This is a genomic window from Segatella salivae F0493 (assembly GCF_000477535.1).
Lineage (GTDB): Bacteria > Bacteroidota > Bacteroidia > Bacteroidales > Bacteroidaceae > Prevotella > Prevotella salivae.
The window spans coordinates 104,487-129,760 of sequence record NZ_AWGW01000003.1 but is presented as its reverse complement, the minus strand read 5'-3'; the positions used below and the strand labels follow the sequence as shown (position 1 = coordinate 129,760).

General features: G+C 39.4%; 20 protein-coding genes and 1 tRNA gene. 7 read left to right on the top strand and 14 right to left on the bottom strand.

All coding sequences use genetic code 11. The features are described from left to right. Positions 1-7 precede the first annotated feature (7 nt). Positions 8-1,276, bottom strand: coding sequence for a glycosyltransferase family 4 protein (locus HMPREF9145_RS00680; protein ID WP_021824352.1), 1,269 nt, complete (start codon positions 1,274-1,276; stop codon positions 8-10). Then, a complete protein-coding gene (locus HMPREF9145_RS00675; RefSeq protein WP_021824345.1) occupies positions 1,273-3,237 on the bottom strand; it encodes a glycogen debranching enzyme N-terminal domain-containing protein in 1,965 nt (654 codons plus the stop codon). Before HMPREF9145_RS00675 ends, HMPREF9145_RS00680 begins: the two co-directional genes overlap by 4 nt. A 245-nt stretch (positions 3,238-3,482) precedes the next feature. Between HMPREF9145_RS00675 and HMPREF9145_RS00670 the strand changes: the two genes are divergently transcribed. Continuing rightward, a complete protein-coding gene (locus tag HMPREF9145_RS00670) occupies positions 3,483-4,184 on the top strand; it encodes a Crp/Fnr family transcriptional regulator (RefSeq protein WP_021824433.1) in 702 nt (233 codons plus the stop codon). A 67-nt stretch (positions 4,185-4,251) separates the two neighbouring features. Here HMPREF9145_RS00670 and miaA read toward each other — a convergent pair whose 3' ends face one another. Further along, positions 4,252-5,226, bottom strand: a complete 975-nt coding sequence (gene miaA, locus HMPREF9145_RS00665; RefSeq protein ID WP_021824449.1) for a tRNA (adenosine(37)-N6)-dimethylallyltransferase MiaA — start codon at positions 5,224-5,226, stop codon at positions 4,252-4,254. Between the two features lie 110 nt (positions 5,227-5,336). Next, positions 5,337-6,365 (bottom strand): type I glyceraldehyde-3-phosphate dehydrogenase, encoded by a 1,029-nt coding sequence (gap, locus tag HMPREF9145_RS00660; RefSeq protein ID WP_007134086.1) that lies wholly within the window; start codon positions 6,363-6,365, stop codon positions 5,337-5,339. Positions 6,366-6,623: 258 nt separating this feature from the next. On the opposite strand from gap, the gene mscL reads away from it, so the two are divergent. After that, complete coding sequence (gene mscL / locus HMPREF9145_RS00655) at positions 6,624-7,049, top strand: large-conductance mechanosensitive channel protein MscL (protein ID WP_021824366.1); 426 nt, start codon at positions 6,624-6,626, stop codon at positions 7,047-7,049. Positions 7,050-7,790: 741 nt separating this feature from the next. On the opposite strand, the gene guaA is transcribed toward mscL, so the two are convergent. From guaA to HMPREF9145_RS00625, 6 genes are all read right to left on the bottom strand, one after another. Further along, complete coding sequence (gene guaA, locus HMPREF9145_RS00650) at positions 7,791-9,335, bottom strand: glutamine-hydrolyzing GMP synthase (RefSeq protein WP_021824353.1); 1,545 nt, start codon at positions 9,333-9,335, stop codon at positions 7,791-7,793. Between the two features lie 31 nt (positions 9,336-9,366). Further along, complete coding sequence (locus HMPREF9145_RS00645; RefSeq protein WP_021824384.1) at positions 9,367-10,161, bottom strand: sugar phosphate nucleotidyltransferase; 795 nt, start codon at positions 10,159-10,161, stop codon at positions 9,367-9,369. Between the two features lie 70 nt (positions 10,162-10,231). Next, entirely contained in the window at positions 10,232-11,776 is a 1,545-nt protein-coding gene (locus HMPREF9145_RS00640) for a RapZ C-terminal domain-containing protein (RefSeq protein ID WP_021824359.1), read from the bottom strand. Positions 11,777-12,400: 624 nt separating this feature from the next. Then, positions 12,401-14,032, bottom strand: a complete 1,632-nt coding sequence (gene groL / locus HMPREF9145_RS00635; RefSeq protein ID WP_007134093.1) for a chaperonin GroEL — start codon at positions 14,030-14,032, stop codon at positions 12,401-12,403. Between the two features lie 57 nt (positions 14,033-14,089). Next, positions 14,090-14,359, bottom strand: a complete 270-nt coding sequence (locus HMPREF9145_RS00630; RefSeq protein WP_036906115.1) for a co-chaperone GroES — start codon at positions 14,357-14,359, stop codon at positions 14,090-14,092. 310 nt (positions 14,360-14,669) lie between these two features. Next, a complete protein-coding gene (locus HMPREF9145_RS00625; RefSeq protein WP_021824418.1) occupies positions 14,670-16,091 on the bottom strand; it encodes a GDSL-type esterase/lipase family protein in 1,422 nt (473 codons plus the stop codon). Between the two features lie 499 nt (positions 16,092-16,590). Here HMPREF9145_RS00625 and sppA point away from each other — a divergent pair, with 499 nt between their 5' ends. From sppA to HMPREF9145_RS00600, 5 genes are all read left to right on the top strand, one after another. Beyond that, a complete protein-coding gene (gene sppA, locus HMPREF9145_RS00620) occupies positions 16,591-18,357 on the top strand; it encodes a signal peptide peptidase SppA (protein WP_021824422.1) in 1,767 nt (588 codons plus the stop codon). Positions 18,358-18,360: 3 nt separating this feature from the next. After that, a complete protein-coding gene (gene lpxK / locus HMPREF9145_RS00615) occupies positions 18,361-19,542 on the top strand; it encodes a tetraacyldisaccharide 4'-kinase (RefSeq protein WP_021824428.1) in 1,182 nt (393 codons plus the stop codon). Further along, on the top strand, positions 19,427-20,236 hold the full coding sequence (locus HMPREF9145_RS00610; RefSeq protein WP_081697665.1) for a purine-nucleoside phosphorylase: 810 nt from the start codon (positions 19,427-19,429) through the stop codon (positions 20,234-20,236). Before lpxK ends, HMPREF9145_RS00610 begins: the two co-directional genes overlap by 116 nt. Before the next feature lie 16 nt (positions 20,237-20,252). Then, positions 20,253-21,371, top strand: coding sequence for a thiamine-phosphate kinase (thiL, locus tag HMPREF9145_RS00605; RefSeq protein ID WP_021824420.1), 1,119 nt, complete (start codon positions 20,253-20,255; stop codon positions 21,369-21,371). A gap of 158 nt (positions 21,372-21,529) precedes the next feature. Next, a tRNA-Phe gene (locus tag HMPREF9145_RS00600) sits at positions 21,530-21,602 on the top strand. A gap of 155 nt (positions 21,603-21,757) precedes the next feature. Here the strand turns inward: HMPREF9145_RS00600 and HMPREF9145_RS00595 are convergent. The 4 genes from HMPREF9145_RS00595 to HMPREF9145_RS00580 are packed head-to-tail and all read right to left on the bottom strand — an operon-like array spanning position 21,758 to position 25,263. Then, positions 21,758-22,438 carry a sugar transferase gene (locus HMPREF9145_RS00595; RefSeq protein WP_021824414.1) on the bottom strand — a complete coding sequence of 227 codons (681 nt, stop codon included), beginning with the start codon at positions 22,436-22,438 and terminating at the stop codon, positions 21,758-21,760. Beyond that, a complete protein-coding gene (locus HMPREF9145_RS00590) occupies positions 22,435-23,004 on the bottom strand; it encodes a GNAT family N-acetyltransferase (protein WP_021824401.1) in 570 nt (189 codons plus the stop codon). The genes HMPREF9145_RS00595 and HMPREF9145_RS00590 overlap by 4 nt, the downstream gene beginning before the upstream one ends. Before the next feature lie 41 nt (positions 23,005-23,045). Beyond that, positions 23,046-24,122, bottom strand: a complete 1,077-nt coding sequence (locus tag HMPREF9145_RS12445; RefSeq protein WP_021824351.1) for an acyltransferase family protein — start codon at positions 24,120-24,122, stop codon at positions 23,046-23,048. Between the two features lie 37 nt (positions 24,123-24,159). Then, complete coding sequence (locus HMPREF9145_RS00580; RefSeq protein ID WP_021824400.1) at positions 24,160-25,263, bottom strand: glycosyltransferase family 4 protein; 1,104 nt, start codon at positions 25,261-25,263, stop codon at positions 24,160-24,162. Positions 25,264-25,274: the final 11 nt, after the last annotated feature.

The window sequence follows — 25,274 nt, the reverse complement described above, 5'->3', positions numbered from 1 at the left end:
ATATAATTTATTTCCAGCCTAACGTACGCTCATAAAGCTCGTAAATCCATTGTCCTACCTTGTCCCATGTGATTTGATCGACCTCTTTTTTCCCTTCAACAGCAAGGTAATCGAAAAGACTTTCATTACAACAGATACTATAAATTGCATCAGCAAGTGCATGAATATCCCAGTAATCCATCTTTATACAATTGGTAAGAATCTCGGCACAACCACTCTGTTTCGAAATAATCGATGGCGTTCCACATTGCATTGCCTCAAGTGGTGAGATTCCAAAAGGCTCACTTACCGAAGGCATTACATAGACATCGGAATCTTTTAAGCATTCATAAACCTCCTTTCCTCGCATGAAACCAGGGAAATGGAAACGGTCTGCAATACCGCGTTCTGCTGCTAAATAAATCATCTGATCAAGCATATCACCTGATCCCGCCATACAAAAACGAATGTTTCGTGTGCGATGGAGCACCATGTTGGCAGCCTCAATGAAATACTCTGGGCCTTTCTGCATCGTGATACGCCCTAAGAATGTCACAACCTTCTCTTTTCCTCTATGGTCTGGACGAGGTATATCTTGCCATTCCTTCTTTAACGGATAAACGGCATTATGCACTGTAAACACCTTGCGAGGATCTTGATAATACTGATGAATTACAGTCTGACGTGTCAATTCACTGACACACATGATGCAGTCAGCATTATCCATTCCATCTTTCTCTATGCCGTAAACAGTGGGATTAACTTGGCCTCTACTGCGATCAAAATCAGTGGCATGAACATGTATACACAATGGTTTCCCAGTCACTTGCTTAGCATGTATGCCAGCAGGATAAGTCAACCAATCGTGTGCATGAATAATATCGAAGTCTAAAGTCCTGGCAACTACGCCTGCAATAACAGAGTAGTTATTAATCTCTTCATGCAGGTTTGAAGGATAACCTCCTGCAAAATCCATGCAGCCAAGGTCGTTAACATGCATATAATTGAAGTCACCATAGATGTGATCACGTAGTTGATAGTAGAGTTCAGGACTCATAACATGCCCTACTCTATCTTTAACATAATCGTAATTCACGTCACGCCATGCAATGGGAACACAATTCATTGCAAGAATGTTTGCCGGTGTTCGGTCTTCATCTCCAAATGGTTTGGGGAGACAAAGCGTAATTTCCGCATTACCATGTGCGTGCAAACCTTCTGTGATACCATAATTAGCCGTGGCTAAACCACCATAAACATGAGGGGGATATTCCCATCCAAACATCAAGATTTTCATTTTCTTTCCTCCCCAGAATTAAAGTTATAGCGTTCCAAGAGTTCGAGTGTACGCAGTATCTCGGCCACGTTCATAGCAAAAGAAATAGCTCCACGCCCATGGAAAGGCGGGTTGCCATCAAATAGTTCTGGAATAGTTCCGATGCAATGCTGGAACATTTCATCTTCATATCCAACCATTTGGCGTTCAACAAAGCTTTGCCTTGTGCGCTTATATAGTTTCAAACATGCTTCCATATAAAAGCCTCCAAGCCATGGCCAAGCAGTACCTTGATGATAGGCATAGTCTCTTTGCACCTGTGGACCAGTATAGATTGGGTTGTAACCACTACTCTTTGGAGATAGTGAACGCAAGCCTTTTGGGGTCAGAAGTTCACGGGTACACACATCAAGTACACTCTTCTTTTGCTCTTGAGACAATGGAGAATAATCGAGAGCTACGGCAAAAATCATGTTCGGTCGAACGCTATAATCTTGCGAACCACCATTAACATAGTCAAACAAATAGCCGTATTCATTATAGAAAACCTTACTAAATGATTGCTGACAACGCTCTGCTAACGTTTCCAAATGAGCTACTTCTTTATGGTTATTGTTTAATTCTGCCAAAGAAGAACAGAACTTTAATGCGTTATACCATAATGCATTGAACTCTACTATGTATCCCGTTCGAACAACAACAGGGCTGCCATTCACACTGGAGTTCATCCAAGTAACAGATTTTCCACGTCCATCAGTATATAGAAGTCCATTTTCCTTTACTTCCAAATTAGGATGCTTACCTTCTTCTATGAACTGAAGTACTTGCTTCATAAACTTTCCATAGCGCTTCAAACAAGCTTCAAGACCGACCTCTTTGGCATATTGCTGTAGACACCAGATAAGCCAAAGCAAGACATCGGGCTGCTCAATCTCAGTGATTTTCACACTAAGTGGCTTGCCTTCCATAAACTCTTTTATCCCTCGTTCAGCAGTTTTGATCACGAGTTCAAAGTATTCTTGCTCTTCAATGGATAATGTTAGCCCTGGCAATGCGATAAACATGTCACGCGCACGGCACTTAAACCACGGATAGCCTGCAAGGATATAACGATCATCATTCTTTTCATGAATGTGGAATTGGTGGGCAGCATTGACAAGACAATGAAAGAAATTATCACGCGGTGTGCGTTCTTCAACCTCCTCGTCAAAAAGCTTTTTTAATGTCGTTGTTTTGATTTCAGAAGTAGAAGCCGCAAAAACAATACTCTCACCTTTCTTTATATTCACTTCAAAATAACCAGGAACATAAAGGTCTTCGTTAGAAGCATAACCACGTTCTTGCTCTTTTGAATATTCAATTCCACGGTACCAATCGGGTTGGAAGATAAACTCGTTGGACTTACTTAATTGCAAAAAGAGTTCGGGATAACTCGGATACATTCGTGTTTTGATTCCATTATCAACCGATTGGAAGTCTCGGCTCGCAACAGAATTCTCGTGTGTAAACTCCCGAACGCTTCGAAAAGCCAAGAAAGGACGTAGTCGTAAGGTTGTATCTGAATGCGCATCGACCAACGTATAGCGTATAAGGATTCGATCTTCATAGTGTTGAAACACTATCTCTCGCTTCAAAATAACTCCGCCTACACGGTAAATAATTGTTGGAACCTTATCACAAACAAGCTCACGGATATACTTATGTCCATTAGGGCTATAGGTATCACCATGGTATTTGTGTAGACCAAGGTTAAATTCTGCTCCATGTTGCACGACAGTGACATCCAAAGAAGATAATAAAACATGGTTTTCGTCGTCGATTTCCGGCACGGGAACCACCAACAAACCATGATATTTCCTCGTATTGCAGTCCACAATCGTAGAACAAGCGTATGCACCTGAACGATTCGTTCGAAGCAACTCGCGTTGCAACGACTCTTGTAAGTTCGTCATCAATGCCTTTTCAAACTTTAGATAGCTCATAGTTCTGTACTAAGGTTTATTATGTTCTATATGCTTTGGTTAATGTAAAGAGTCAGCGTCTTCACTTGTTCTCAAAGTTAATCAATTTCAATAAATGCACCAATAAAATGCATATCTTTTTTAAAGAAAACTACTTTTAAATCAACAAATCGTATAATTTTGTCAAAAATGAGGATGACATTGAGAGTTTTTTATTATATTTGTAATCGCTAATAACAAAGATTGTAATTAATAATTAATGCAAGATGCTAAATCAAGATAACACAAGGAACGAGGTTATCAAGGCCCTCATACATCTATGGGGACCTATATCTGAAGACCAACAGAAGGCATTCCTCGACAATGTTCAAATTAAAAGAATCATAAAAGGCCAATATATATATAGGGATATAGATAATCCCAATTGTATGAAACTACTCATACATGGTAAGGTTAAGGTATCAAAGATGGGTATAGGCGGGCGTAATCAGATTATACGTATAGTCAAATCAATGGAGTTTTTCGGCTTCAGAGCCTACTTTGCAGACGAATCTTATACAACTGAGGCAATGGCATTGGAAGACTCTACCATTGCTTATATAGACATGTATATCATCATTCAGATGATGAAAGAAAACTTCAATATCAATCTTTTCTTTCTAAAGAACTTGTCAAAAGAGTTGGGACATTTCGCAAATCGCATTGTTAATCTAACCCAAAAGCATATCCGTGCACGATTAGCCGAAGCGCTTCTTCTATTGAAAGATAATTATGGATTAGAAGAAGACGGTTATACATTGAGCATATATCTTAGCCGTGAAGACTTGGCAAACCTCTCAAATATGACTACAAGCAATGCCATCCGAACGCTATCTGCCTTTGCTAATGAGAAACTTATAGCGATTGATGGACGTAAAATCAAATTCCTCAATAGCGAAGAACTTAAGAAAATTAATAAGATGGGATAACTTTTAATGACTAAAATATCAGCATCCTATATATAAATAAGGTGGAGGAGTCTTTTGAAATGATTTTTTAACTATGATGATAGGAATCTAAAAGCTCCTCAACCTGTTTTAATTTATCTTCCATTGGCAATGAGGCATCTATCCAATGGATATCAAACCCTCGCCTTTCCATACCTCTAAACCATGTCATTTGGCGTTTAGCAAACTGATGAATTGCTATTTCAAGGCTCGCAAACATAGTCTTATAATCCATCTTTCCCATGAGATATTCGGTCACAAACTTATACTCAAGACCATAATAAATAAGGTCTTCCACAGCAATACCACGCTCAAGTAGTCCTTTGATTTCATCTATCATACCTGATTCTAAGCGCTGTTTCAACCTATCAGTGATTTTCTTTCTCCGGGTATTTCGGTCTATATCAATTCCTATTATCAGCGACTTAATTGGAGGAAAGAGCCTATTCTCTGTTGGATTTTCAAGGTTATGACTTTCTATTTCGATAGCACGTATAGCACGTTGACACGAGTCTACATCCGTCTTATTATGCATTTTTGCTCCATTTTTCAACTTTAACTCCTCTAAGATTAAGGTTAACTCTTCAAGTGACTTACCTGAAAGTCTATCACGAAGCGCCTGATTTTGAGGTACAGGAGAAAGCTGATAACCTTTCAAAACAGATTCAACATAAAGTCCGGTTCCACCGCAAAGGATTGCTTGTTTGCCTCGCTTCACAATATCTGAATAAGCATTTAAGAAGTCTTCTTGATATCTAAAAAGGTTATATTTCGTACCAGCATTGCAGATATCTATTAAGTGGTATGGAATCTTTTGGCCATCGACAATATAGTCATCCAAATCTTTTCCTGTACCAATCGTCATATCACGATATACTTGTCTGCTATCGGCACTGATTATTTCTGCATCAAGACGAGCGGCAAGATGGGCTGCAAAATTCGTCTTTCCAGAAGCTGTTGGACCAACGATAGCAATTAAAGGATGTGAATCTGCAAGCATATTGTCATTAGATTTATTGTTCATAAAGACAAAGTTAATAAAAAAAATCCCTGTCAGCAAGCCGACAGGGATTATATTTCATCATTCTATTACGCTCTTATATGAGTGCAACAGTTAAATGACTCATTATTGTATTACTTCAATTCTGCGAAGAACTTGATTGTACGTACCATCTGAGAGGTGTAAGAGTTCTCGTTATCATACCAAGAAACAACTTGTACCTGATAGGTGTCATCATCGATTTTGCTAACCATTGTCTGTGTTGCATCGAACAAAGAACCAAAGCGCATACCGATGATATCAGAAGAAACAATCTGATCTTCATTGTAACCAAAGCTCTCGTTTGCAGCAGCCTTCATAGCAGCATTGATGCCTTCTACAGTAACATCTTTACCCTTTACAACAGCAACAAGGATAGTTGTTGAACCTGTTGGAGTTGGAACGCGCTGTGCTGAACCGATAAGTTTACCATTCAACTCAGGAATTACGAGACCGATAGCCTTAGCTGCACCTGTTGAGTTAGGCACAATGTTGCATGCACCAGCACGAGAACGGCGGAGATCACCCTTACGCTGAGGACCATCAAGAATCATTTGGTCACCTGTATAAGCGTGGATTGTTGACATAATACCACTCTGAATAGGAGCATAACCATTCAAAGCTGCAGCCATAGGAGCCAAGCAGTTTGTTGTACAAGAAGCTGCAGAGATAACTGTATCAGCTGGAGTCAGAGTCTTGTGGTTAGTATTGAATACGATAGTTGGAAGATCGTTACCAGCTGGAGCAGAAATAACAACCTTCTTTGCACCTGCCTTCAAGTGAGCAGAAGCCTTCTCTTTAGAAGTATAGAAACCTGTACATTCGAGAACAACATCTACATTGTTAGCAGCCCATGGGCAGTTAGCAGCGTCTTTCTCAGCAGAAATCTTAATCTCCTTCCCATCAACGATGATTGAGTCTTCAGTTGCTTCTACTGTGTGTTTGCCTTCACCATACTTGCCAGCAAAGCCACCCTGTGCTGTATCATACTTCAAAAGGTGAGCAAGCATCTTAGGACTTGTCAAGTCATTGATAGCAACAACCTCATAACCTTCTGCCTCAAACATCTGACGGAATGCGAGACGACCAATACGACCAAAGCCGTTAATAGCTACATTTACCATTTTTAATTTACTTTTTATAAAGGTTTATAAAACAATATTTTTATTTTTTATATCGCAACATTTCTCTTGTTACGATTGCAAAGATACAATATTTTTTTTATTTTTGCAGGCGCAAGTTATATTAAATATTATAAAAAATAGTGTCACTCCCTATATATCACGGATTAACAAGATTGTATCAGGGGGATTGCAAAGCCGATATGACAAAAGAACGGCATGCAATTTTAAAAACTAAACATTATCTTAAATATTACAGACATGGGTAAATTCATTCAAGAATTCAAAGACTTTGCGGTTAAAGGCAATGCAGTTGACATGGCAGTCGGTGTTATCATCGGCGGTGCTTTCGGTAAAATCGTTACTTCTATCGTTGATGATATCATCATGCCTCCTATTGGTTGGCTCATCGGTGGAGTGCAGTTCAGCGACCTAAAGATTCAATTGCCCGAGGTACAACTACCAGGTGTCGAGCACATGCAAAGCGTAACAATCAACTATGGAAACTTCTTGCAGAATGTTTTCAACTTTATCATTATTGCCTTCTGTGTGTTCTTGCTTGTAAAAGCCATTAACAAGTTGTCGCAAAAGAAGAAAGAAGAGCCTGCAGCTCCTGCCCCTGAGCCAGAACCAACAGCTGAAGAGAAGTTATTATCTGAAATTCGTGATTTGCTGAAAAACAAATAAGCAATCGTTAATTCTATAGGAAATAAAGGAAGTTTGAACGTGTTTTTCACGTCAAACTTCCTTTTTTCGTCTCTTGAAATATTGTTAAAGCAAACCCTCTTAAAGTCCAATCAGCATTCCACTCCTCTCTACATTTCGTTATTTTCTTCACAATATACGAGGTATTTCCATAATATTCAATATATAATAATGTAATGATTAAATACCAATTTTTAGTCTTTCATAAATCAATGAAATAGAAAAAGAAAGTGAGAAAAAATCAAAAAATCGGCTGTTAAAAGCAAAACATAAACAAAAACAAAGCTGAGTTGTAAACGAAATCAGTCATATTGCAACGCTATCCCTACTATTTCATGACGTATTCTGTACCATATCATCCCACAATATGGGCTATTTTACAATACCATTTGACGTGAAACAAGGTTTTATTCTACTACAAATTTGTCAATTCTTCCTTCTCTTTTTCGTAACCATTTGATATACAATATCTTTTGAAAGCCTTTAAAAACGAGTATTTTTTGAAAGAAACCAATCTCCGTTTCAAATACGCGAGTTATGAGAAGGATATTGTAAAGTTTTTTAGTGAAATAGCCTTAAGAATATAAAAGGGTAAAAAGAGAGGAATAAATAAAGCTGAGAAGAGAAATGATTTACACGCATATAAACTGCAAACGACCTCTCTTTATGCGCCTTTATTCTTCTATTTTTACCCTTTTAGAATTTTATCGTTTTATGGTTCCTTTACTCCCACTCGATTGTCGAAGGTGGTTTTGAGGATATGTCATAACAAACGCGATTAACTCCCTTTACCTTTCGGATAATTTCATTAGACACTTCAGCCATGAAATCATAAGGAAGGTGTGCCCAGTCTGCCGTCATAGCATCCATAGAAGTCACTGCACGCAGTGCTACAGGATGCTCATAAGTGCGTTCATCTCCCATCACTCCAACCGACCGAATGGTAGAAAGCAGTACGGTACCAGCTTGCCAAACATTGTCATAGAGAGTCGTTCCATCTGGCAATTTATAGTGATGCATCCTCTCAATATAGATGTCGTCAGCGTCTTGGAGGATGCGAACTTTCTCACGAGTAACGTCACCAAGGATACGAACGGCCAAGCCTGGACCTGGGAATGGATGGCGTTTTATGAGACGTTCTGGCATGCCTAACTCATAGCCTACACGTCGAACCTCGTCCTTAAATAGCCATTGCAAGGGTTCACAAAGCTTGAGTTTCATCTCTTCTGGAAGCCCACCTACATTGTGATGACTCTTGATTGTCATGCCCGTGATACTCAAACTTTCTATACGATCAGGATAGATTGTTCCCTGAGCCAACCATTTTGCATCGGTAATTTTCTTTGCTTCAGCATTGAAAACCTCAACAAAATCACGACCAATAATCTTGCGTTTCTGTTCAGGATCAGTCACTCCTTCTAAGTCTTTGAAGAATTTCTCACTGGCATCTACACCAATCACATGAAGACCAAGCCCCTCATAAGCTTCCATTACCTTAGAAAACTCGTTCTTACGAAGCATTCCATGATCTACAAAGATACAGGTGAGATGATCTCCAATGGCTTTATTGAGCAAGGTAGCACATACAGATGAGTCTACACCTCCTGACAAACCGAGGATTACTCTGTCGTTACCTAACTGTGCTTTTAACTCTGCAACAGTGCTCTCTACGAATGAAGCTGCACTCCATTCTTGTTTACTTTTACAAATGTCTACAACGAAATTACGCAGTAATTGCATACCTTGCAGTGAATGGAACACCTCTGGATGGAACTGAACACACCATACATTCTTGTCTTCATTGGCAAAAGCTGCATACTTAACATCGGAAGTTGAGCCCGTAATATAGAAATCTTTAGGAATCGAAGTAATCGTATCGCCATGACTCATCCATACTTGTGAGCCTTTCTCAAAGCCCTTAAAGATGCGGCAATTGCAATCAATCATCTCAAGATTTGCACGGCCATATTCGCGCGTTCCAGTCTGTTCAACGGTTCCTCCGCCAGCATAAGAGATGTATTGTGCTCCATAGCAGATACCCAAGACAGGGTATTTACCAACAAACTGGCTTAATTCCACCTTAAAAGCCTCCTCATCATGCACCGAATAAGGACTTCCGCTTAAGATTACACCAATGATATTTGGGTCGTCTTTTGGAAACTTGTTGTAAGGTAAAATCTCGCAGAAGGTATCCAGTTCACGCACACGTCGGCCAATCAGCTGTGTGGTTTGTGAACCGAAATCAAGAATTATTATCTTCTGTTGCATAGTAAATGGATATTATTTGTGATATTTCTTATCAATCAATCAGCTGCTGAGCAAAGGCTTCTGCCTGGTCAAGCGTGTCAAGTTTTCCCACATCCATCAGTTTAAGATCAGGCTTTACATACCCTTTAATGGCTACTTTATCACAATTTTGCAAGTAGAAATCCATGATGGGAAAACGTTCAGGATAGTCGTTCATCAAGGGAAAGAGTTGTGGAGAAAATGTGTGAATACCAGAGAAAGCATACATTTTATAATGCTTCTCCAAGTCATCTACTGACGCCTTTTGTATTTCTTTATAAGGACTTTTCACCTGTCCTGTCTCTATATTTACCCATCCTACGAGGCGCATTTCCTGGTTAAACAGCAGATAGCGCTTGGTTTCTCTCCAACTGACAAGCAACACTGCACCAGCCATTTCGTGGGGAACTCCACAAGAAAGGCACATTATTTTTCGGTCTGATGTATAGAATTTCTTAAGGTCAACATTACTTAATATGTCGACATTATGAATCAAAATGGGTTCATTTTTGGTAAAAAGAGAGTAGGCAAACTTTATTCCTCCGCCAGTTTCGAGTAAGCCATTAGTTTCTTCACTGATACGAATATCAAGATGAAAATTATCATTTTCCCTTAGATAGTCAATGATTTGGTCGGCAAAATGATGCACATTGATGACTATTCTCTCAAAACCTGCCACCTTTAATCTTAGGATTACACGCTTGAGCAGTGGCTCTCCTCCCACCCTTACCAATGCTTTTGGCATACTATCGGTAAGTGGTTTCAGGCGAGTTCCCATTCCTGCGGCGAATATCATTGCTTGCATCATGCTGAATTTTATGTCTACAAATTTAGTGATTTCTATTGAATCACCCAAATTTATTTATCTTGTTTACTCGTTATTTGTTTGCTTCGAACACCTGTTCAATACCTTGTTCACGATGACAAACAATCACTTTGACTCCAAATTTATCGTGAAGGTGCTCGGCAAGATGCTGCGCACTATACACAGATCGATGCTGGCCACCAGTACATCCAAATGAAAACATCAAACTCGTAAAGCCTCGTTGTATATAGCGAGCTACGTGATGATCGGCTAACTTGTAAACACTTTCAAGGAAAGTAAGTATTTCTCCGTCATCTTCAAGAAAGCGAATGACTGGTTCATCCAATCCCGTCAGTTTCTTATAAGGCTCATATCGCCCGGGATTATGTGTACTTCGACAGTCGAAAACATATCCACCACCATTACCAGAAGGGTCTTCTGGAATTCCTTTTCGATAAGAAAAGCTATATATTCTAAGCACCAAGGGCCCCTTATCATCATATTTTGAGAACGTCGCCGGACCGTCTTGAGGATGTGATTCATACACATTATTATCACTAATCTTAAAGCCATCAGAACGTGTCATGACGGGTTTTTCAACCTGAGCGAACTGGGGAAGTTCTGTCAATCGTTGCAACATGTTCATCAAATAAGGGTAAGGGAACGTCTCTTGTGGCATCTTTAACAACTCCCGAAGATTATCAATTGCAGGAGGAATAGAGTCAATGAAGTGTTTCTTTCGTTCGAAATAGCCCCGAAAACCGTATGCTCCGAGCACCTGAAGTAAGCGGAACAACACGAATAAACTCAATCGATTGACAAAATGGCGCACACTGGGTACTTCTACATATTGCTGCAAAGCATCATAGTATTCATACGTTAATGTGCGGCGAAGTTTAAAGGAATATTTCGCAGAAGCTTGCCAAAGAAATGATGCAAGGTCATAATAGAAAGGCCCCTTCCGCCCACCCTGAAAGTCAATGAAATAGGGATTACCCTCTTGATCAAGCATAACATTACGCGCTTGGAAGTCACGATAGAGGAAGCAATCAGACGTTTCAGACGTCAAATCTTGGGCAAACATGTGAAAGTTTGCTTCAAGTTTCAACTCATGAAAGTCAAGTCCAGTGGCTTTTAAGAAGCAATATTTGAAATAATTGAGATCGAAGAGCACACTCTCTTCATCAAATTCAGGCTGTGGATAGCAGTTTTTCCAATCAAGACCACGCGCTCCACGTATTTGAAAATTTGGCAAAGCACGAATAGTTTTAATGAGCAACTGCTGCTCATTTTGATTGTAACGACCTCCTGCTTCGCGTCCCCCGCGAATGGCATCGAATAAAGATGTATGCCCCAAATCGGTCTGTAAGTAACACAATTCATCTTCACTCACGGCCAAGATATGTGGAACCGGTAATTGACGTAACTGAAAATGGCGATCCAAATAAATGAAAGCATGGTTTTCATCACGGCTCGTTCCAATCACACCAACAACACTTTCTCCATCTTTTCCTATGAAACGATAGTATTGTCTGTTACTTCCTGCACCAGGAATCTTCTCTATTTCTGCAGGTTCTTCACCCTTATATTGTATATAAAGTGCGGTTAATTTCTCCATGACTATTTGAATCTATCTTTGTTTTTCCGATTATTTTCCCATTGCACTATTAGTGCATCAACAAGCAAAATAATCATCATGATACCCAAAGACATAAAAAACGACTTTGTAATATATAGCAGAAGGCAAGCCACAAAGGCTAATAACCCAACATGTTTCCAATCAAATTTTACTTTCATCTTGCAAAGATAGGAATAAAGGTATAAACATCAAAGCGAATAACTAAAAAAATCGGATGTCATCACGACAACCGATTTTCAAAAACAAACTACTTAAAAACTAATCTACTAAAACAAATCAAAAAATATCATTTTCGGCACATTGTCCGATGATTTTATATTTCTGTTTACGACAAAGATAGGAAAAATCCGAATAGACTCAAAGGGAAAATAGTCTTTTTTTATTTTTATTAACCTACGAACGCCAAATCATTAGAATCTCATTTGATAGAAATTACCGTTCAATATGCCTGAAAACGTTTTATAAAGTGGGTGTAATTATATGGTAAAACCATAGAAAACAAAAAACCGGTTCACTCGCTTTACGAATGAACCGGTTATATTTTTTGTGTACTTTCAGCTTCTACGATGATGAAGCTAAATACACTTTAAGAATTCAAATGAATTACATCATACCACCCATACCTGGTTGTGCCATAGGCATTGCAGGTGCTTGAGGTTCTGGTTTGTCTGTAATCAAGCATTCTGTTGTTAGGAACAATCCTGCAATAGAAGCTGCATTTTCAAGTGCAACACGTGCAACCTTGGCAGGATCAATAATACCTGCCTTTCTCAAATCTTCGAATTCATCGGTCCGTGCATTATATCCGAAGTCGCCTTTTCCTTCAGCAACCTTGTTCACTACAACCGAACCTTCACCTCCGGCGTTAGCAACAATCTGACGAAGTGGCTCTTCGATAGCACGCTCTACAATCTTAATACCTGTTTGTTCATCGGCATTATCGCCTTTAAGACCCTTCAAAGCTTCGAGTGCTCGGATATAAGTTGTACCACCACCAGCAACAACTCCTTCTTCCATTGCAGCGCGAGTAGCACATAAAGCATCGTCAACACGATCTTTCTTCTCTTTCATTTCAACCTCTGAGTTAGCACCAACATAGAGGACAGCTACGCCACCTGCCAACTTCGCAAGACGCTCTTGGAGTTTCTCTTTGTCGTAAGAACTCTTTGTGTTTGCAATCTCATTTTTAATTTGAGCCACACGTTCTGCGATGTTTTCTTTTGTACCTCCGCCGTCAACGATAGTCGTATTATCTTTTGAAACAGTGACTTTCTTTGCAGAACCACACATCTCAAGTGTTGCTTGTTCAAGCTTCAAGCCCTTCTCTTCACTAATAACTACACCACCTGTTAATACGGCAATGTCTTCCAACATGGCTTTACGTCTGTCGCCAAATCCAGGAGCTTTGACTGCACATATCTTCAAACCACCACGTAAACGGTTTACAACCAAAGTGGTAAGTGCCTCAGAATCTACATCCTCTGCAATAACCATTAATGGACGACCAGACTCTGCTGCGGGCTGAAGTATAGGCAAAAAGTCTTTCAAATTGCTAATCTTCTTGTCGTAAATAAGGATATATGGGTTATCCATTACACATTCCATCTTATCGGCATCTGTTACGAAATAGCCACTCAAATAACCGCGATCGAATTGCATTCCTTCTACAACACCGATGCTGGTCTCACGAGTTTTGCTCTCCTCGATAGTGATAACACCATCCTTTGAGACTTTACGCATCGCATCAGCAAGCAGCTTTCCAATCTCAGGATCATTGTTTGCAGAAACCGTAGCAACTTGTTCTATCTTGTCATAGTTGTCACCTACGAGTTCAGCATGCTCCTTAATATAGTCTACAACAGCCTTTACTGCCTTATCAATACCGCGTTTCAAATCCATAGGATTAGCGCCAGCAGTTACATTTTTCAATCCTTCTGTAGCAATAGATTGGGTTAAGATTGTTGCAGTTGTTGTTCCATCACCAGCATCATCGCCTGTCTTGCTGGCAACACTCTTAACAAGTTGTGCACCAGTATTCTCGAAACGATCCTCAAGTTCAACCTCTTTAGCAACGGTTACACCGTCTTTCGTGATTTGAGGAGCACCAAATTTCTTCTCAATAACAACGTTACGACCTTTAGGACCCAATGTAACCTTCACTGCATCTGCCAATTGATCAACGCCTCTTTTCAAGAGTTCGCGTGCTTCAACATTATATTTTATCTCTTTTGCCATAATATTTTCTGTCTAAAAATCTTTGATTTTGAATTATAATTTTTATGATTTCGCAAATTATCCAACTACTGCCAACACATCACTTTGACGCATAATCAGATACTTTTCACCTTCATATTCCAATTCGGTTCCGGCGTATTTGCCATAGAGAACGACATCATTCTCTTTCAGAACCATAGCTTCATCCTTTGTACCTTGACCTACTGCGACTACCTTTCCACGTTGAGGTTTCTCCTTTGCTGTGTCAGGAATGATGATTCCGCCTACTTTTTCTTCAGCTGGTGCAGGTACAACCAGCACTCTGTCTGCTAATGGTTTAATGTTCATAATCATTATATATTTAATATTTCTATTTTATTTTGACAACCGATGTTATGCTAAAAACGTGCCAATAAAAATGATATGACAAATTTGTCAGTATGATGTGACACTACTGACAAACTCATTAAAGGAGTCACTTTGTCTTTATATACTTCTTATTCTGATATTTTCTGCTACGCTAAATAATAGTAGCCTTGATATCAAAGTTATCATTTAACGTTGATTTTCAGTGAATATTCTTGTTCAAACAAAATCAAAAGTCTTATAGAAAACTCTTGAATTTGTTTGAGAATAATACTCCTTATTTAATGAAAAATCATTTTTTCACCTCACATTTAGACAAATCTTCGGCAATGATTTCAGCCATTTTTGCAGCTCCTTCAGCTGTTGGATGAATGCCATCAGCCTGCATTAACTCGCCATATGGTGCATATTTTGTGTGCAAATCAATGATTTTACAATGTCGCTTGCGTGCAACCTTACGTATAATCGGCATAATCGCGTTTACAATCACCGAGTCATTAATATTCCAAGTGGGTTTGAATGCAGGAATAGGTGTGGCAAGATATACCTTTGGATGGGCTGGAAGAGCCTGCAAAGTGTCAACCATTGCCAACAAATCTCGTTCAAAGCCGTCATTAAAGCGCCAGTTTTCAGGCTTTGAATCATTTGTTCCGAGCTTTAATACTACTATATTAGGATTGAAAGCCAGTGCATCTCGCCACGCCAACTCATTGACATAGGGCAAATCTCCACGTCGAAGTAGAGTACGTGCCGACACTCCAAAGTTTCTTACCGCAAAGCCTTTGCCAAGCCGTTTCTGCAACATCGCGGGATAACCTTTTTCACTTGCCAGGTCAATTCCAGCTCCATCTGTAATACTATTGCCTATACACGCCACGCGAATAGATTGTGGAGTCGCAATCGGTTGATGGTTTTCAAGCCATGAATTGACATCATCAATCAGCTGCTTTCGACAAGCCTCATCCGCCAACAAACCTAAATCGTGCCCACCCTTAGGATAAATAAAGAGCGAACAATTATTGCCGTTGCCTCGCATTTCAGTATAATAAGCCACACCATTCTGTACTGGATTGACAACAACATCATCGTTTGTCAGAAACAAAGCAGCTTCGGGGGTGAGATGACGTCTCACAAATGATGCGACAAAGCCAGTCTCATCAACTGACAGAACAGCGTCTTTCGAAGGCAAAGCGACATCTGCCAATAAACCATTTCTTTTCAAATCAATTCCTGAAATTACAGGATTGAATAACAAACTAAAGTTGGGTCGCTCTGCAAACGGAGCCTTACAGGACACCATAGCAGCGACATATCCGCCAACTCCAAAGCCCATTATACCTATATCATAAGGGTTAAGATGCCAGCAAGAAGCACTATCACGCAACAGCTTTATAGTCTCTTCGGCCTTTGTTGTCAATTGAAACGCGTTACGACCAGACAACTTATCTTTCAAAACAAAGAAGGAAACGCCTTGTTTGAAGAATGACTTCTTCAACGCATTGAGCAGTGAAGATTGACACGTTTGTTCTTGATTGTCATAACACAACGCTACAATTACCCGTCCATGTGACTGATGAACAAGATCCCCTTCTAAGTTTTTGTTTATAATTTTGTGATGCATAACCTGCTTTTTAGCCTTGTTATGTTGGGCATAGAGGGGGATTACAGACAGCGACAACGCTAAGACAAACAGATACTTAATAATCGATTTCATTTTTATTGCTATTAGAATATCACCCACAAAGATAAAGATTTTTATTTAGATTCAATGGACTTAATTCATAGAAAAATATTCATCAGTTTGTAAACTGAGGCAAAAGGTTGCATCATTAGACTCACTTTACACGATAAAATGACGCATTTTAGGCGGTAAAACAATACAAATCAGAACACATCATGAAGGCTAACATAATAAAGAATATCCGATTTTATCAAGTAATCCAACATTCCATCCAATATCATTGAAAATAAAACAACTTGTGACTATCTAAGAAATCAAAAAAGAAGGCTGATATCTTCCCAAATATTTTCAAAGGAAAAAGCAAGTTAAAAAAGACCTTACAAACCCATAAAACTAAATTATTTTTTTTATCTTTGCATCTATATATATAATAATGTGTTGTAAGAGATTCTCAGCAACCACGCAAATGACAAATGAAAACAACACATATTAACTACGGATTGATAAATAACAAGCAAATTAGAATAAACGTATGAAAGATTTCTTCAAGAATGTTCTCGCCACAATGTTGGGCATTTTTCTCTTTGGATGTGTAATAAGTATCATTGGATTCCTTTGTCTCATTGGACTAATTGCAACTTCATCAACAACCACAAAGATTGATAAGAATTCGGTTTTAGTGCTGAAACTTGATGGCAATATGACTGAACAGAACGAAGAAAATGTGATGAACAGCTTGCAAGGAGTGTCGACTTTGAGCTTTGAAGGCACAATGAATGCCATTAAAAAAGCCAAGGAAAACGACAAGGTTGCAGGCATTTATCTCGAAGCCGGGCAATTCGGCGCAGACTTAGCTCAAGCAGAAGAAATTGAGAAAGCACTGCAAGATTTCCGTAAATCGGGGAAATGGATTATTGCTTATGGTGAAGATTACAGCACACTTAGCTACTACTTAGCCTCTGCAGCGAATAAAATCTATATGAATAAGCAAGGAGGTGTTGAGTGGGCCGGTATCGGAGGAGAGAAGGTTTACTATAAGAATGCGTTGGCAAAATTTGGCATTAAGTTTATCACTACAAAGGTAGGTAAATACAAAAGTGCCGTAGAACAGATGACCGCTGATAGCATAAGTGATGCTGATCGCGAACAAACGCAACGCTATCTTGATGGCTGGTGGAACACGATTCTTACGACAGTAGCGCAAAATCGGCATTTAAACAAGGATAGCCTCAACGCATACGCCGACCGCGTTATCAGCTTAGAACCGGCTGAAAACATATTGAAATATAAGATGGTCGATGGACTTATCTACAACGATGATATCTCGGGAGTTGTCAAAAAGCAATTAGGCATTGATCAAGATGACGATATCAACAAGATAACTGTTGATGATTTGAACGACGATGAAGATCAAGTTTCAGGCAAACACATTGCAGTTTATTATGCGTATGGAGACATTGTTGACAAAGCTTCGCCTCAAAGCATCTTCCAAGATGCACGCCAAATTGTAGGAAATGACATGTGTAAGGACCTAAAAGACCTTGCTGATGACGATGATGTGGAAGCCGTTGTAATCAGAGTAAATTCAGGTGGTGGCTCAGCTTATGCATCTGAGCAGATATGGCACCAGATAAGTGAGCTCAGGAAGGTTAAACCTGTCGTTGTTTCGATGGGCGGTGCAGCTGCTTCTGGTGGATATTACCTCAGCTGTAATGCCGATTGGATTGTTGCCGACCCTACAACCATCACTGGAAGCATAGGAATCTTTGGTTTATTCCCTGATTGGAGCGAACTACTTACCAAGAAACTTGGAATCAAATACGCTGAGGTGAAAACCAATCGCAATGCCGTTTTCGGTGCATCAGGTCATCCATTTACTCCCGAACAGCTTTCATTGCTACAGCGAAATATAAACAGAGGCTATATGCTTTTCAAAAAACGAGTTGCTGAAGGACGTCAGCTGCCAATGGATCTGGTAGAGAAAATTGCGCAGGGTCGCGTGTGGTTAGGACAAGATGCCATAAAGTTGAAACTCATAGATCAGCTTGGTGGCTTAGACGATGCTATCGAAAAAGCTGCAAAATTGGCTAATCTCACAGACTATAAAACAGCTTCTTATCCATCACAATTAAGCAGTTGGGAGCAGCTAATTGGCAGTTATACAGGAAGCGATGACCTGCTTGACAGTAAGATGCAAAGCTATTTGGGTGAATTCTACGAGCCATTCAAGATTATGAATGACATTAAAACCATTGATAAAGTACAGGCACGCATGCCTTATATCATCAAAATTAAATAGGAGATGAGAACAGAAGGTGACTTCATACATATAAATGAATGGTTGATTCCATTGAGTTGGCTTTATGGAATAGGAGTCGGCTTTCGTAATCAACTATTCAATATTGGGCTGTTAAAGCAACATGACTATGACATTCCCATCATTTCGGTGGGCAATATCACTGTTGGCGGTGCAGGAAAGACCCCTCATGTGGAATATTTAATTCGTTTGTTGAAAGACAAAGTAAAAGTGGCTGTGCTTTCACGTGGCTATAAACGCAAGACTCATGGTTATGTTTTAGCCAACGATAGTTCGACAGTGACTGACATTGGAGATGAACCTTACCAGATGAAACAGAAGTATCAAGACGTACACATCGCCGTAGATAAGAAACGTGTTGACGGGATTGCCCATATCACGGGTGATGCAGAGACTAATGATACCGATGTGATTTTGTTAGATGATGCTTTCCAACATCGTTATGTTAAACCAGGAATTAATATCCTTCTTGTAGACTATCATCGGTTAATCATCTATGATAAGCTGCTTCCGGCTGGGCGATTACGTGAGCCTCAATCGGGAAAGAATCGTGCAGACATAGTAATCATTACGAAATGTCCTAAAGATTTGAAGCCCATGGAGTTTAGAGTACTCACAAAAGCCATGAATCTCTATCCATATCAGAGTTTGTATTTCACCACGATTGAATATGAATCACTGACTCCCCTCTTTGCAAAAGAGAAGTCTACGATAGAAAAAAAGGCCTTAGAAGACAAGCATGTTATGCTAATTACTGGGATAGCTTCGCCCAAACAAATTATCATCGACTTGAAACCACATGTGAAAGAGATGACAACATTGACCTTTTCAGATCATCATCAGTTTAAGAGCAAAGACATCATGAAGATTAACGAGACTTTCAATGCTATCAAAGGAGAAAAGATTATCGTTACAACGGAAAAAGATGCTACGCGACTTGAGCAGCTCGAAGGACTCAGTGAAGAGGTGAAACAAAATCTATATGTACTTCCAATTAAGGTGAAGTTCATGATCAACCAAGAAGAAGAATTTAATGATAAAATTATAGACTATGTACGAAAGAATTCAAGAAACAGCATCCTGGTTAAAGGAAAGGATGGTCACAAGTCCAAAGACAGCCATAATTCTGGGAACAGGCCTCGGACAATTAGCTTCAGAGATAACTGAAAGTTATGAATTCCCATATAGTGAAATACCCAACTTTCCTGTGTCTACCGTTGAAGGTCATGCCGGAAAACTAATCTTTGGAAAGTTAGGAGGTAAAGATATCATGGCTATGGAAGGTCGTTTCCATTACTATGAAGGCTATAACATGAAGGAAGTTACATTCCCGGAACGCGTCATGTACGAGCTGGGAATAGAGACGTTGTTTGTTAGTAATGCATCAGGAGGCATGAATCCAGAATTTAAGATTGGTGATCTAATGGTTATAAAAGACCATATCAACTTCTTCCCAGAGCATCCGTTGCATGGAAGGAACTTTCCAACGGGTCCGCGCTTCCCAGATATGCACGAGGCCTATGACCATCAACTCATTGCGTTAGCTGATGAAATTGGTAAGGAAAAAGGAATTCGATTAATGCATGGAGTCTATATGGGAGTACAAGGACCAACGTTTGAAACACCGGCAGAATATCGCATGTATCACCTTATGGGGGCTGATGCTGTCGGCATGAGTACCGTTCCAGAGGTAATCGTTGCACGCCATTGTGGCATAAAAGTATTTGGAATCAGCATCATTACTGACTTAGGAGGTTTCGATGTTCCAGTTGAAGTGAGTCATGAAGAAGTGCAGAAAGCAGCTAATGAAGCCCAACCAAAGATGACAGAAATTATGCGCGAGATGATTCGTCGCTCATAAAAAGAAAGATAATAGGATGACAGAAATATCAAAACTTGGTGAGTTTGGACTTATCGAAAGACTCACCAAAGACATTAAAATAAAAAACAAAAGTACTCGTTATGGCGTAGGAGACGACTGTGCCGTTATGAGTTATCCCAATAGCGAGGTGCTTATCACGACAGATATGCTAATGGAAGGCATTCATTTTGACCTCACTTATACAGACATGCGCACGTTAGGTTACAAAGCGGCAATGGTCAATATCAGTGATGTTTTCGCAATGAATGGAAGACCACATCAGCTTATTGTCAGTATTGCATTAGGCAAAAGATTCAGTATAGAAGACATAGATGACTTCTATACAGGAATGAAAGAAGCTTGTAGCAAATGGGATATTGATATAGTAGGTGGTGATACTACATCCTCAAGAACAGGCTTAGCTATTAGTATAACTTGTGTGGGTGATGCGCCAAAAGAACAGATAACCTACCGTAATGGGGCTAAGGAAACAGACTTAATCTGTGTGACTGGTGACCTTGGTGCGGCTTATATGGGCTTGCAAATCCTTGAGCGTGAGAAAGCAGTTTACTATTCTCAGATTGACGATTACAATAAAAAAGTACGTGAGGCTCAAACAAACCATGATGAAGCCAAGCTCAAAATATTACGTGAGCAACGACAATCTGTAGAGGATTTTCAACCAGACTTTGCAGGAAAGGAATATCTACTTGATCGCCAACTAAAACCAGAAGCGCGCGGAGATATCATAGAAAAGTTACGCGAAGCAAATATTAAACCCACTGCAATGATGGATATTTCGGATGGATTGAGTAGCGAATTACTACACATCTGTAAACAAAGTAAATGTGGATGCCGTATATATGAAAAAGAGATTCCTATCGATTATCAAACAGCTGTCACTGCAGAACAATTCAATATGAATCTAACAACTTGTGCACTCAATGGCGGAGAAGACTATGAACTACTCTTTACAGTTCCTATCGGGGACCATGAGAAAATCAAAAATATAGAGGGTGTTCGTCAGATAGGCTATATAACAAAGCAAAATCTCGGCTGTATGCTTGTTACACGAGACAACAATGAGTTTGAACTTCAGGCACAAGGCTGGAATCCACTTCGCGATGAAAAGTAAATAACAACGGCTTGGATATAAAGAAAATACAATGATTTTATGGGTAATAATCCCGCATGTAGTTATGTTAATAAATACAAACTGCAAGTATTTTCTTTATATCCACTGCTTGTTTTCGATAAATATTTCCTACCTTTGCACGCGCAAATAAGCGACATGGTGCCATAGCTCAGTTGGTAGAGCAAAGGACTGAAAATCCTTGTGTCCCCGGTTCGATTCCTGGTGGTACCACATATTAAGCAGTCAGAGATGACTGCTTTCTTTGTTTTTACACCCCTTATATAACACAACAGGAGAGCAAAGAACAACTATCCTTACTCTCCTATCCCCGAAGATAACCATGGCTCATTAGCCAACTGCTTATCTATTATTCACTATATTGGACTTTAAATTTGTTCTCCGGCATACTCCATTCGTTTTCCTAAGACCGTACAGACAATCATCTGAATATCTTTTATGAATGAATAATGATGAAGATAATAGCGGTTAAGCCGAACTTTATCGGGATAAATTACATTATCATTATATTCTTGCACTGTTGTAATACCCATTGGGAGTCCGCTTCTCCCTTTTTGTAATGCTTCATCAACAGCTTCCAAAATATCCTCTTCATCGCGATATTTCAAACTGGCAGGGCCTGTAATACCTGGGCGTAAGAGCAAAACCTCGCGGTCTTCACCCTGCAATTGGTCTGCATAGCCCGGCACATCTGGCCGTGGACCAACAAAACTCATATCGCCCTTCAACACATTCCACAATTCAGGCAACTCATCAAGTTTATATCTCCGGAGTTTTTCTCCTAATAGTGTAATTCGACTTTGTTCTTGAGAAGCAATAGAAGATGCTTCAGAATTGCGACTTGCAACAGATGCTTCAGCTTTTACAGTCATTGTCCTGAACTTGTAAACCGTGAATATCCTACCATAACGACCAACGCGTTGCTGACAGAATAATATAGGCCCAGGCATCTTCCATTTGATAAGTAAGGCCACTATCAATAGGACTGGACTAAGAACGATTAGCCCGACAAGAGATACAACCTTATCAAAAACAAATTTAAGCATCATGATTTCGGTAGATATTCCACTAAATAATCGCCGTTACGTAGTACTTTTATTATTCTAATATCATTAACAGCTTGGGCAGATTTCATGCTGGCAACATTATTTGGAGCAATAGAACCAAACATACGCAGATGTAGATGTCGAACTATCTTCGTGGCCTCTATTCCCATTAAGCGATTAATTCCCTGCCTACGATGTGCATAATCGGTCATATATCCACGATAACATTTCCCCCAAAAGAAACAACGCAGAAAGAAATATCCTATGATTCCCCCATTATCATCAATGACAAGATAAGCTAAAAAGGCCTTATTCCTTACCAAGGAATGCAAAGTTTTCACATCAAAGGCATGAGGACGAAAATAAATAAATGCATCTTCGGGCTGTCGTTTGAAGAATTGAGCCAATGCTTCTATGCGCTCTACAGTCAATGGTACAATGTTTCCCGCTATCACTACTGGTAATTTATGAGCATATCGCAGCACGAAAAGCCATGCATTGACAAGCTCAAATATTGTCCATATCCATGAACAATGTGCACGCAAAAAATGGGCAAGATTATATAACATGGAGAGAATAAAATAATGAACAAAGTATTATATGCATCTTATTAATCTTTCTTATCTGCTCTATATAGCCCTTTCTTCAAGATTTCTTTAAAATAATCATTCACATAATAGATAGCCAGAGGTAGGAGAACACCAAAAGAAGCATATACGGGACTATATCCTATATGATTAGCTATTACGGGGAATTCCGCAAGATGTGCGATTGGCAAAGACTCTGTATATATAATAATCAAATCAACAATTTTGAAAACAAGAAAATGAAGACCTAATATCACAAGGGTATGGTTCCCTACATAATATAAGAAATTACGCATAAATTCAATTCTTTCTAACAGCTGAGATAGTTTAAGAGTAAGTATGGTACCAGCTATTGAAGTCAAGTAAAAAATAGGCATCAAACCTCCACCTGAAAAGAAATCTAAATAACAAGGGAACAGAAATCCACCTACAAAAACCAAAGAACACAATGCATATATATATTTTGTCGGTTGTATACTTCTCAACAGATAACCACTATACAAAAATGCTGAACTCCAAAACAGGTCTCGTGCTGTGATAAAATAAAAGCCCACAGGGGCATAATTGAAGAACATCGAACCAACAAACAAAAAGATAAAGATTGCAATTCTTACTCGTTTCGTTGCCTTCTTAACTATAAACATAATACCACTGATAAACAGAGTTGCAAAGAAGAGATCTTTTATAAACCAGAAACCACCTAACAACTGTGGTATACCATCCATTTTCACTATATTGTAAAATACATTTCTAAAGAGTTCTCCCATTGTAAAGGGATGGGATACGACCCCATTAAATCCAAACTGATTATTATACAGATTGATGCTATAAAATACATTATGTAAGAGGATAAAAGGTAGGCACCACTTAATAAATGGAAGATATATACCTTTAATCTTTCTAATGATAAATATCCATAGCTTGTCTATTTCATTTTGTGGACTGAAAAACAAACCTGAACAAATAAAGAAAAAAGGCATATGAAACAAATAAATTGTCTTACGCACAACCTCCGGACAGCCGGAATGACCTATAACCATGAGTATGATTGCTATGCCCTTTGCTATAGCTACGTAGTTTTTATGACTGATTTTACTCATAATAATACCTTAAAGAGGATAATAAAAAGCTGCTATTTTAATCCAAAGTTTGATACATCTTTATCAGTCCTTTCCATACATCTTTCTGCTCATATTTTGCTTGCACAATCTCTCTTGCATTACATCCCATTCTCAGACCTTCTTCCTTATGCTCCAGCATCCATTTCATCGTCATATACAAGGCCTCTGCATCATGTGGCCGGATAATCTTGCCATTCAAACCATCTTTGATAATTTCATTGCAACCATTGATATTGGTTACGATACTTGGTAATTCCATACAACCGGCCTGCAAGGGCACATTCGGAAATCCCTCCCTATAGCTGGGGAAAACCAGACAGTCTGCTTGTAACATATAAGGACGCACATCACTCTGCCAGCCGACAAAAGTCACTTGAGAAGAGTTCTTCAGATAATCCTTATCCGAAACGGCAATCGGGTCTCCTTTCTCAAAAGAGCCGACAAGCAATAAGCGAGCCTCGGGAAGCCGCTTCATAGCCGACACAAGTTCTGCTATTCCCTTATCCCGTACGATGCGGCCAACAAATATAAAAGTATAACTTTCATGTGGTATGCTTTCCTCCTTCTTGAAAAACTCGGTGTCAACTCCATTTATATTTCCATTGTATATCACCCGTAACGGCTTATGAGTAATACCATCAGCCTGCAAACAATGAAGTACGCCGTGCCCTTCGGGAATTACGTTTGTTGCACATAAACATGTAACTCGTTCCATCATCTTAAGAACAGAGCGCAATAACCCGGATGCACCTTGATAGCGTAACCCTGTAACTGTGTAGATGCGATGAGGAACTCGTGCAAAGAAGCCTGCTATCATAGACAGCAAACTACCTTTGGGAGTATTGGCATGCACACACCAAGGTTTTTCTTTACGGAACAACCTGTACAGAAACCACAAAGCTCTTATATCTTTTATTAAGCTTATCGGCCTTTCTAAAGGAGCATCAATAACCCGTATTCCCTCACGCTTCCCGACTTCCTCTAATACGCCTGTATCTTTTGCAACGCCAACAACTTCAAAATATTGATTTAAGTATTTCAGCTGACCTTTCAGCAGACCATCTAAAGAGATATCTGCTGTTGTTACTCTAAATAACTTTTTTCTACAGGTATTTTCCAATGTTCTTGTAT

Coding starts and splice junctions, on each gene's coding strand:
- HMPREF9145_RS00680 (WP_021824352.1), bottom strand. CDS start 1,276: ATGAAAATCTTGATGTTTGGATGGGAATATCCCCCTCATGTTTATGGT.
- HMPREF9145_RS00675 (WP_021824345.1), bottom strand. CDS start 3,237: ATGAGCTATCTAAAGTTTGAAAAGGCATTGATGACGAACTTACAAGAG.
- HMPREF9145_RS00670 (WP_021824433.1), top strand. CDS start 3,483: ATGCTAAATCAAGATAACACAAGGAACGAGGTTATCAAGGCCCTCATA.
- miaA (WP_021824449.1), bottom strand. CDS start 5,226: ATGAACAATAAATCTAATGACAATATGCTTGCAGATTCACATCCTTTA.
- gap (WP_007134086.1), bottom strand. CDS start 6,365: ATGGTAAATGTAGCTATTAACGGCTTTGGTCGTATTGGTCGTCTCGCA.
- mscL (WP_021824366.1), top strand. CDS start 6,624: ATGGGTAAATTCATTCAAGAATTCAAAGACTTTGCGGTTAAAGGCAAT.
- guaA (WP_021824353.1), bottom strand. CDS start 9,335: ATGCAACAGAAGATAATAATTCTTGATTTCGGTTCACAAACCACACAG.
- HMPREF9145_RS00645 (WP_021824384.1), bottom strand. CDS start 10,161: ATGATGCAAGCAATGATATTCGCCGCAGGAATGGGAACTCGCCTGAAA.
- HMPREF9145_RS00640 (WP_021824359.1), bottom strand. CDS start 11,776: ATGGAGAAATTAACCGCACTTTATATACAATATAAGGGTGAAGAACCT.
- groL (WP_007134093.1), bottom strand. CDS start 14,032: ATGGCAAAAGAGATAAAATATAATGTTGAAGCACGCGAACTCTTGAAA.
- HMPREF9145_RS00630 (WP_036906115.1), bottom strand. CDS start 14,359: ATGAACATTAAACCATTAGCAGACAGAGTGCTGGTTGTACCTGCACCA.
- HMPREF9145_RS00625 (WP_021824418.1), bottom strand. CDS start 16,091: ATGAAATCGATTATTAAGTATCTGTTTGTCTTAGCGTTGTCGCTGTCT.
- sppA (WP_021824422.1), top strand. CDS start 16,591: ATGAAAGATTTCTTCAAGAATGTTCTCGCCACAATGTTGGGCATTTTT.
- lpxK (WP_021824428.1), top strand. CDS start 18,361: ATGAGAACAGAAGGTGACTTCATACATATAAATGAATGGTTGATTCCA.
- HMPREF9145_RS00610 (WP_081697665.1), top strand. CDS start 19,427: ATGTACGAAAGAATTCAAGAAACAGCATCCTGGTTAAAGGAAAGGATG.
- thiL (WP_021824420.1), top strand. CDS start 20,253: ATGACAGAAATATCAAAACTTGGTGAGTTTGGACTTATCGAAAGACTC.
- HMPREF9145_RS00595 (WP_021824414.1), bottom strand. CDS start 22,438: ATGATGCTTAAATTTGTTTTTGATAAGGTTGTATCTCTTGTCGGGCTA.
- HMPREF9145_RS00590 (WP_021824401.1), bottom strand. CDS start 23,004: ATGTTATATAATCTTGCCCATTTTTTGCGTGCACATTGTTCATGGATA.
- HMPREF9145_RS12445 (WP_021824351.1), bottom strand. CDS start 24,122: ATGAGTAAAATCAGTCATAAAAACTACGTAGCTATAGCAAAGGGCATA.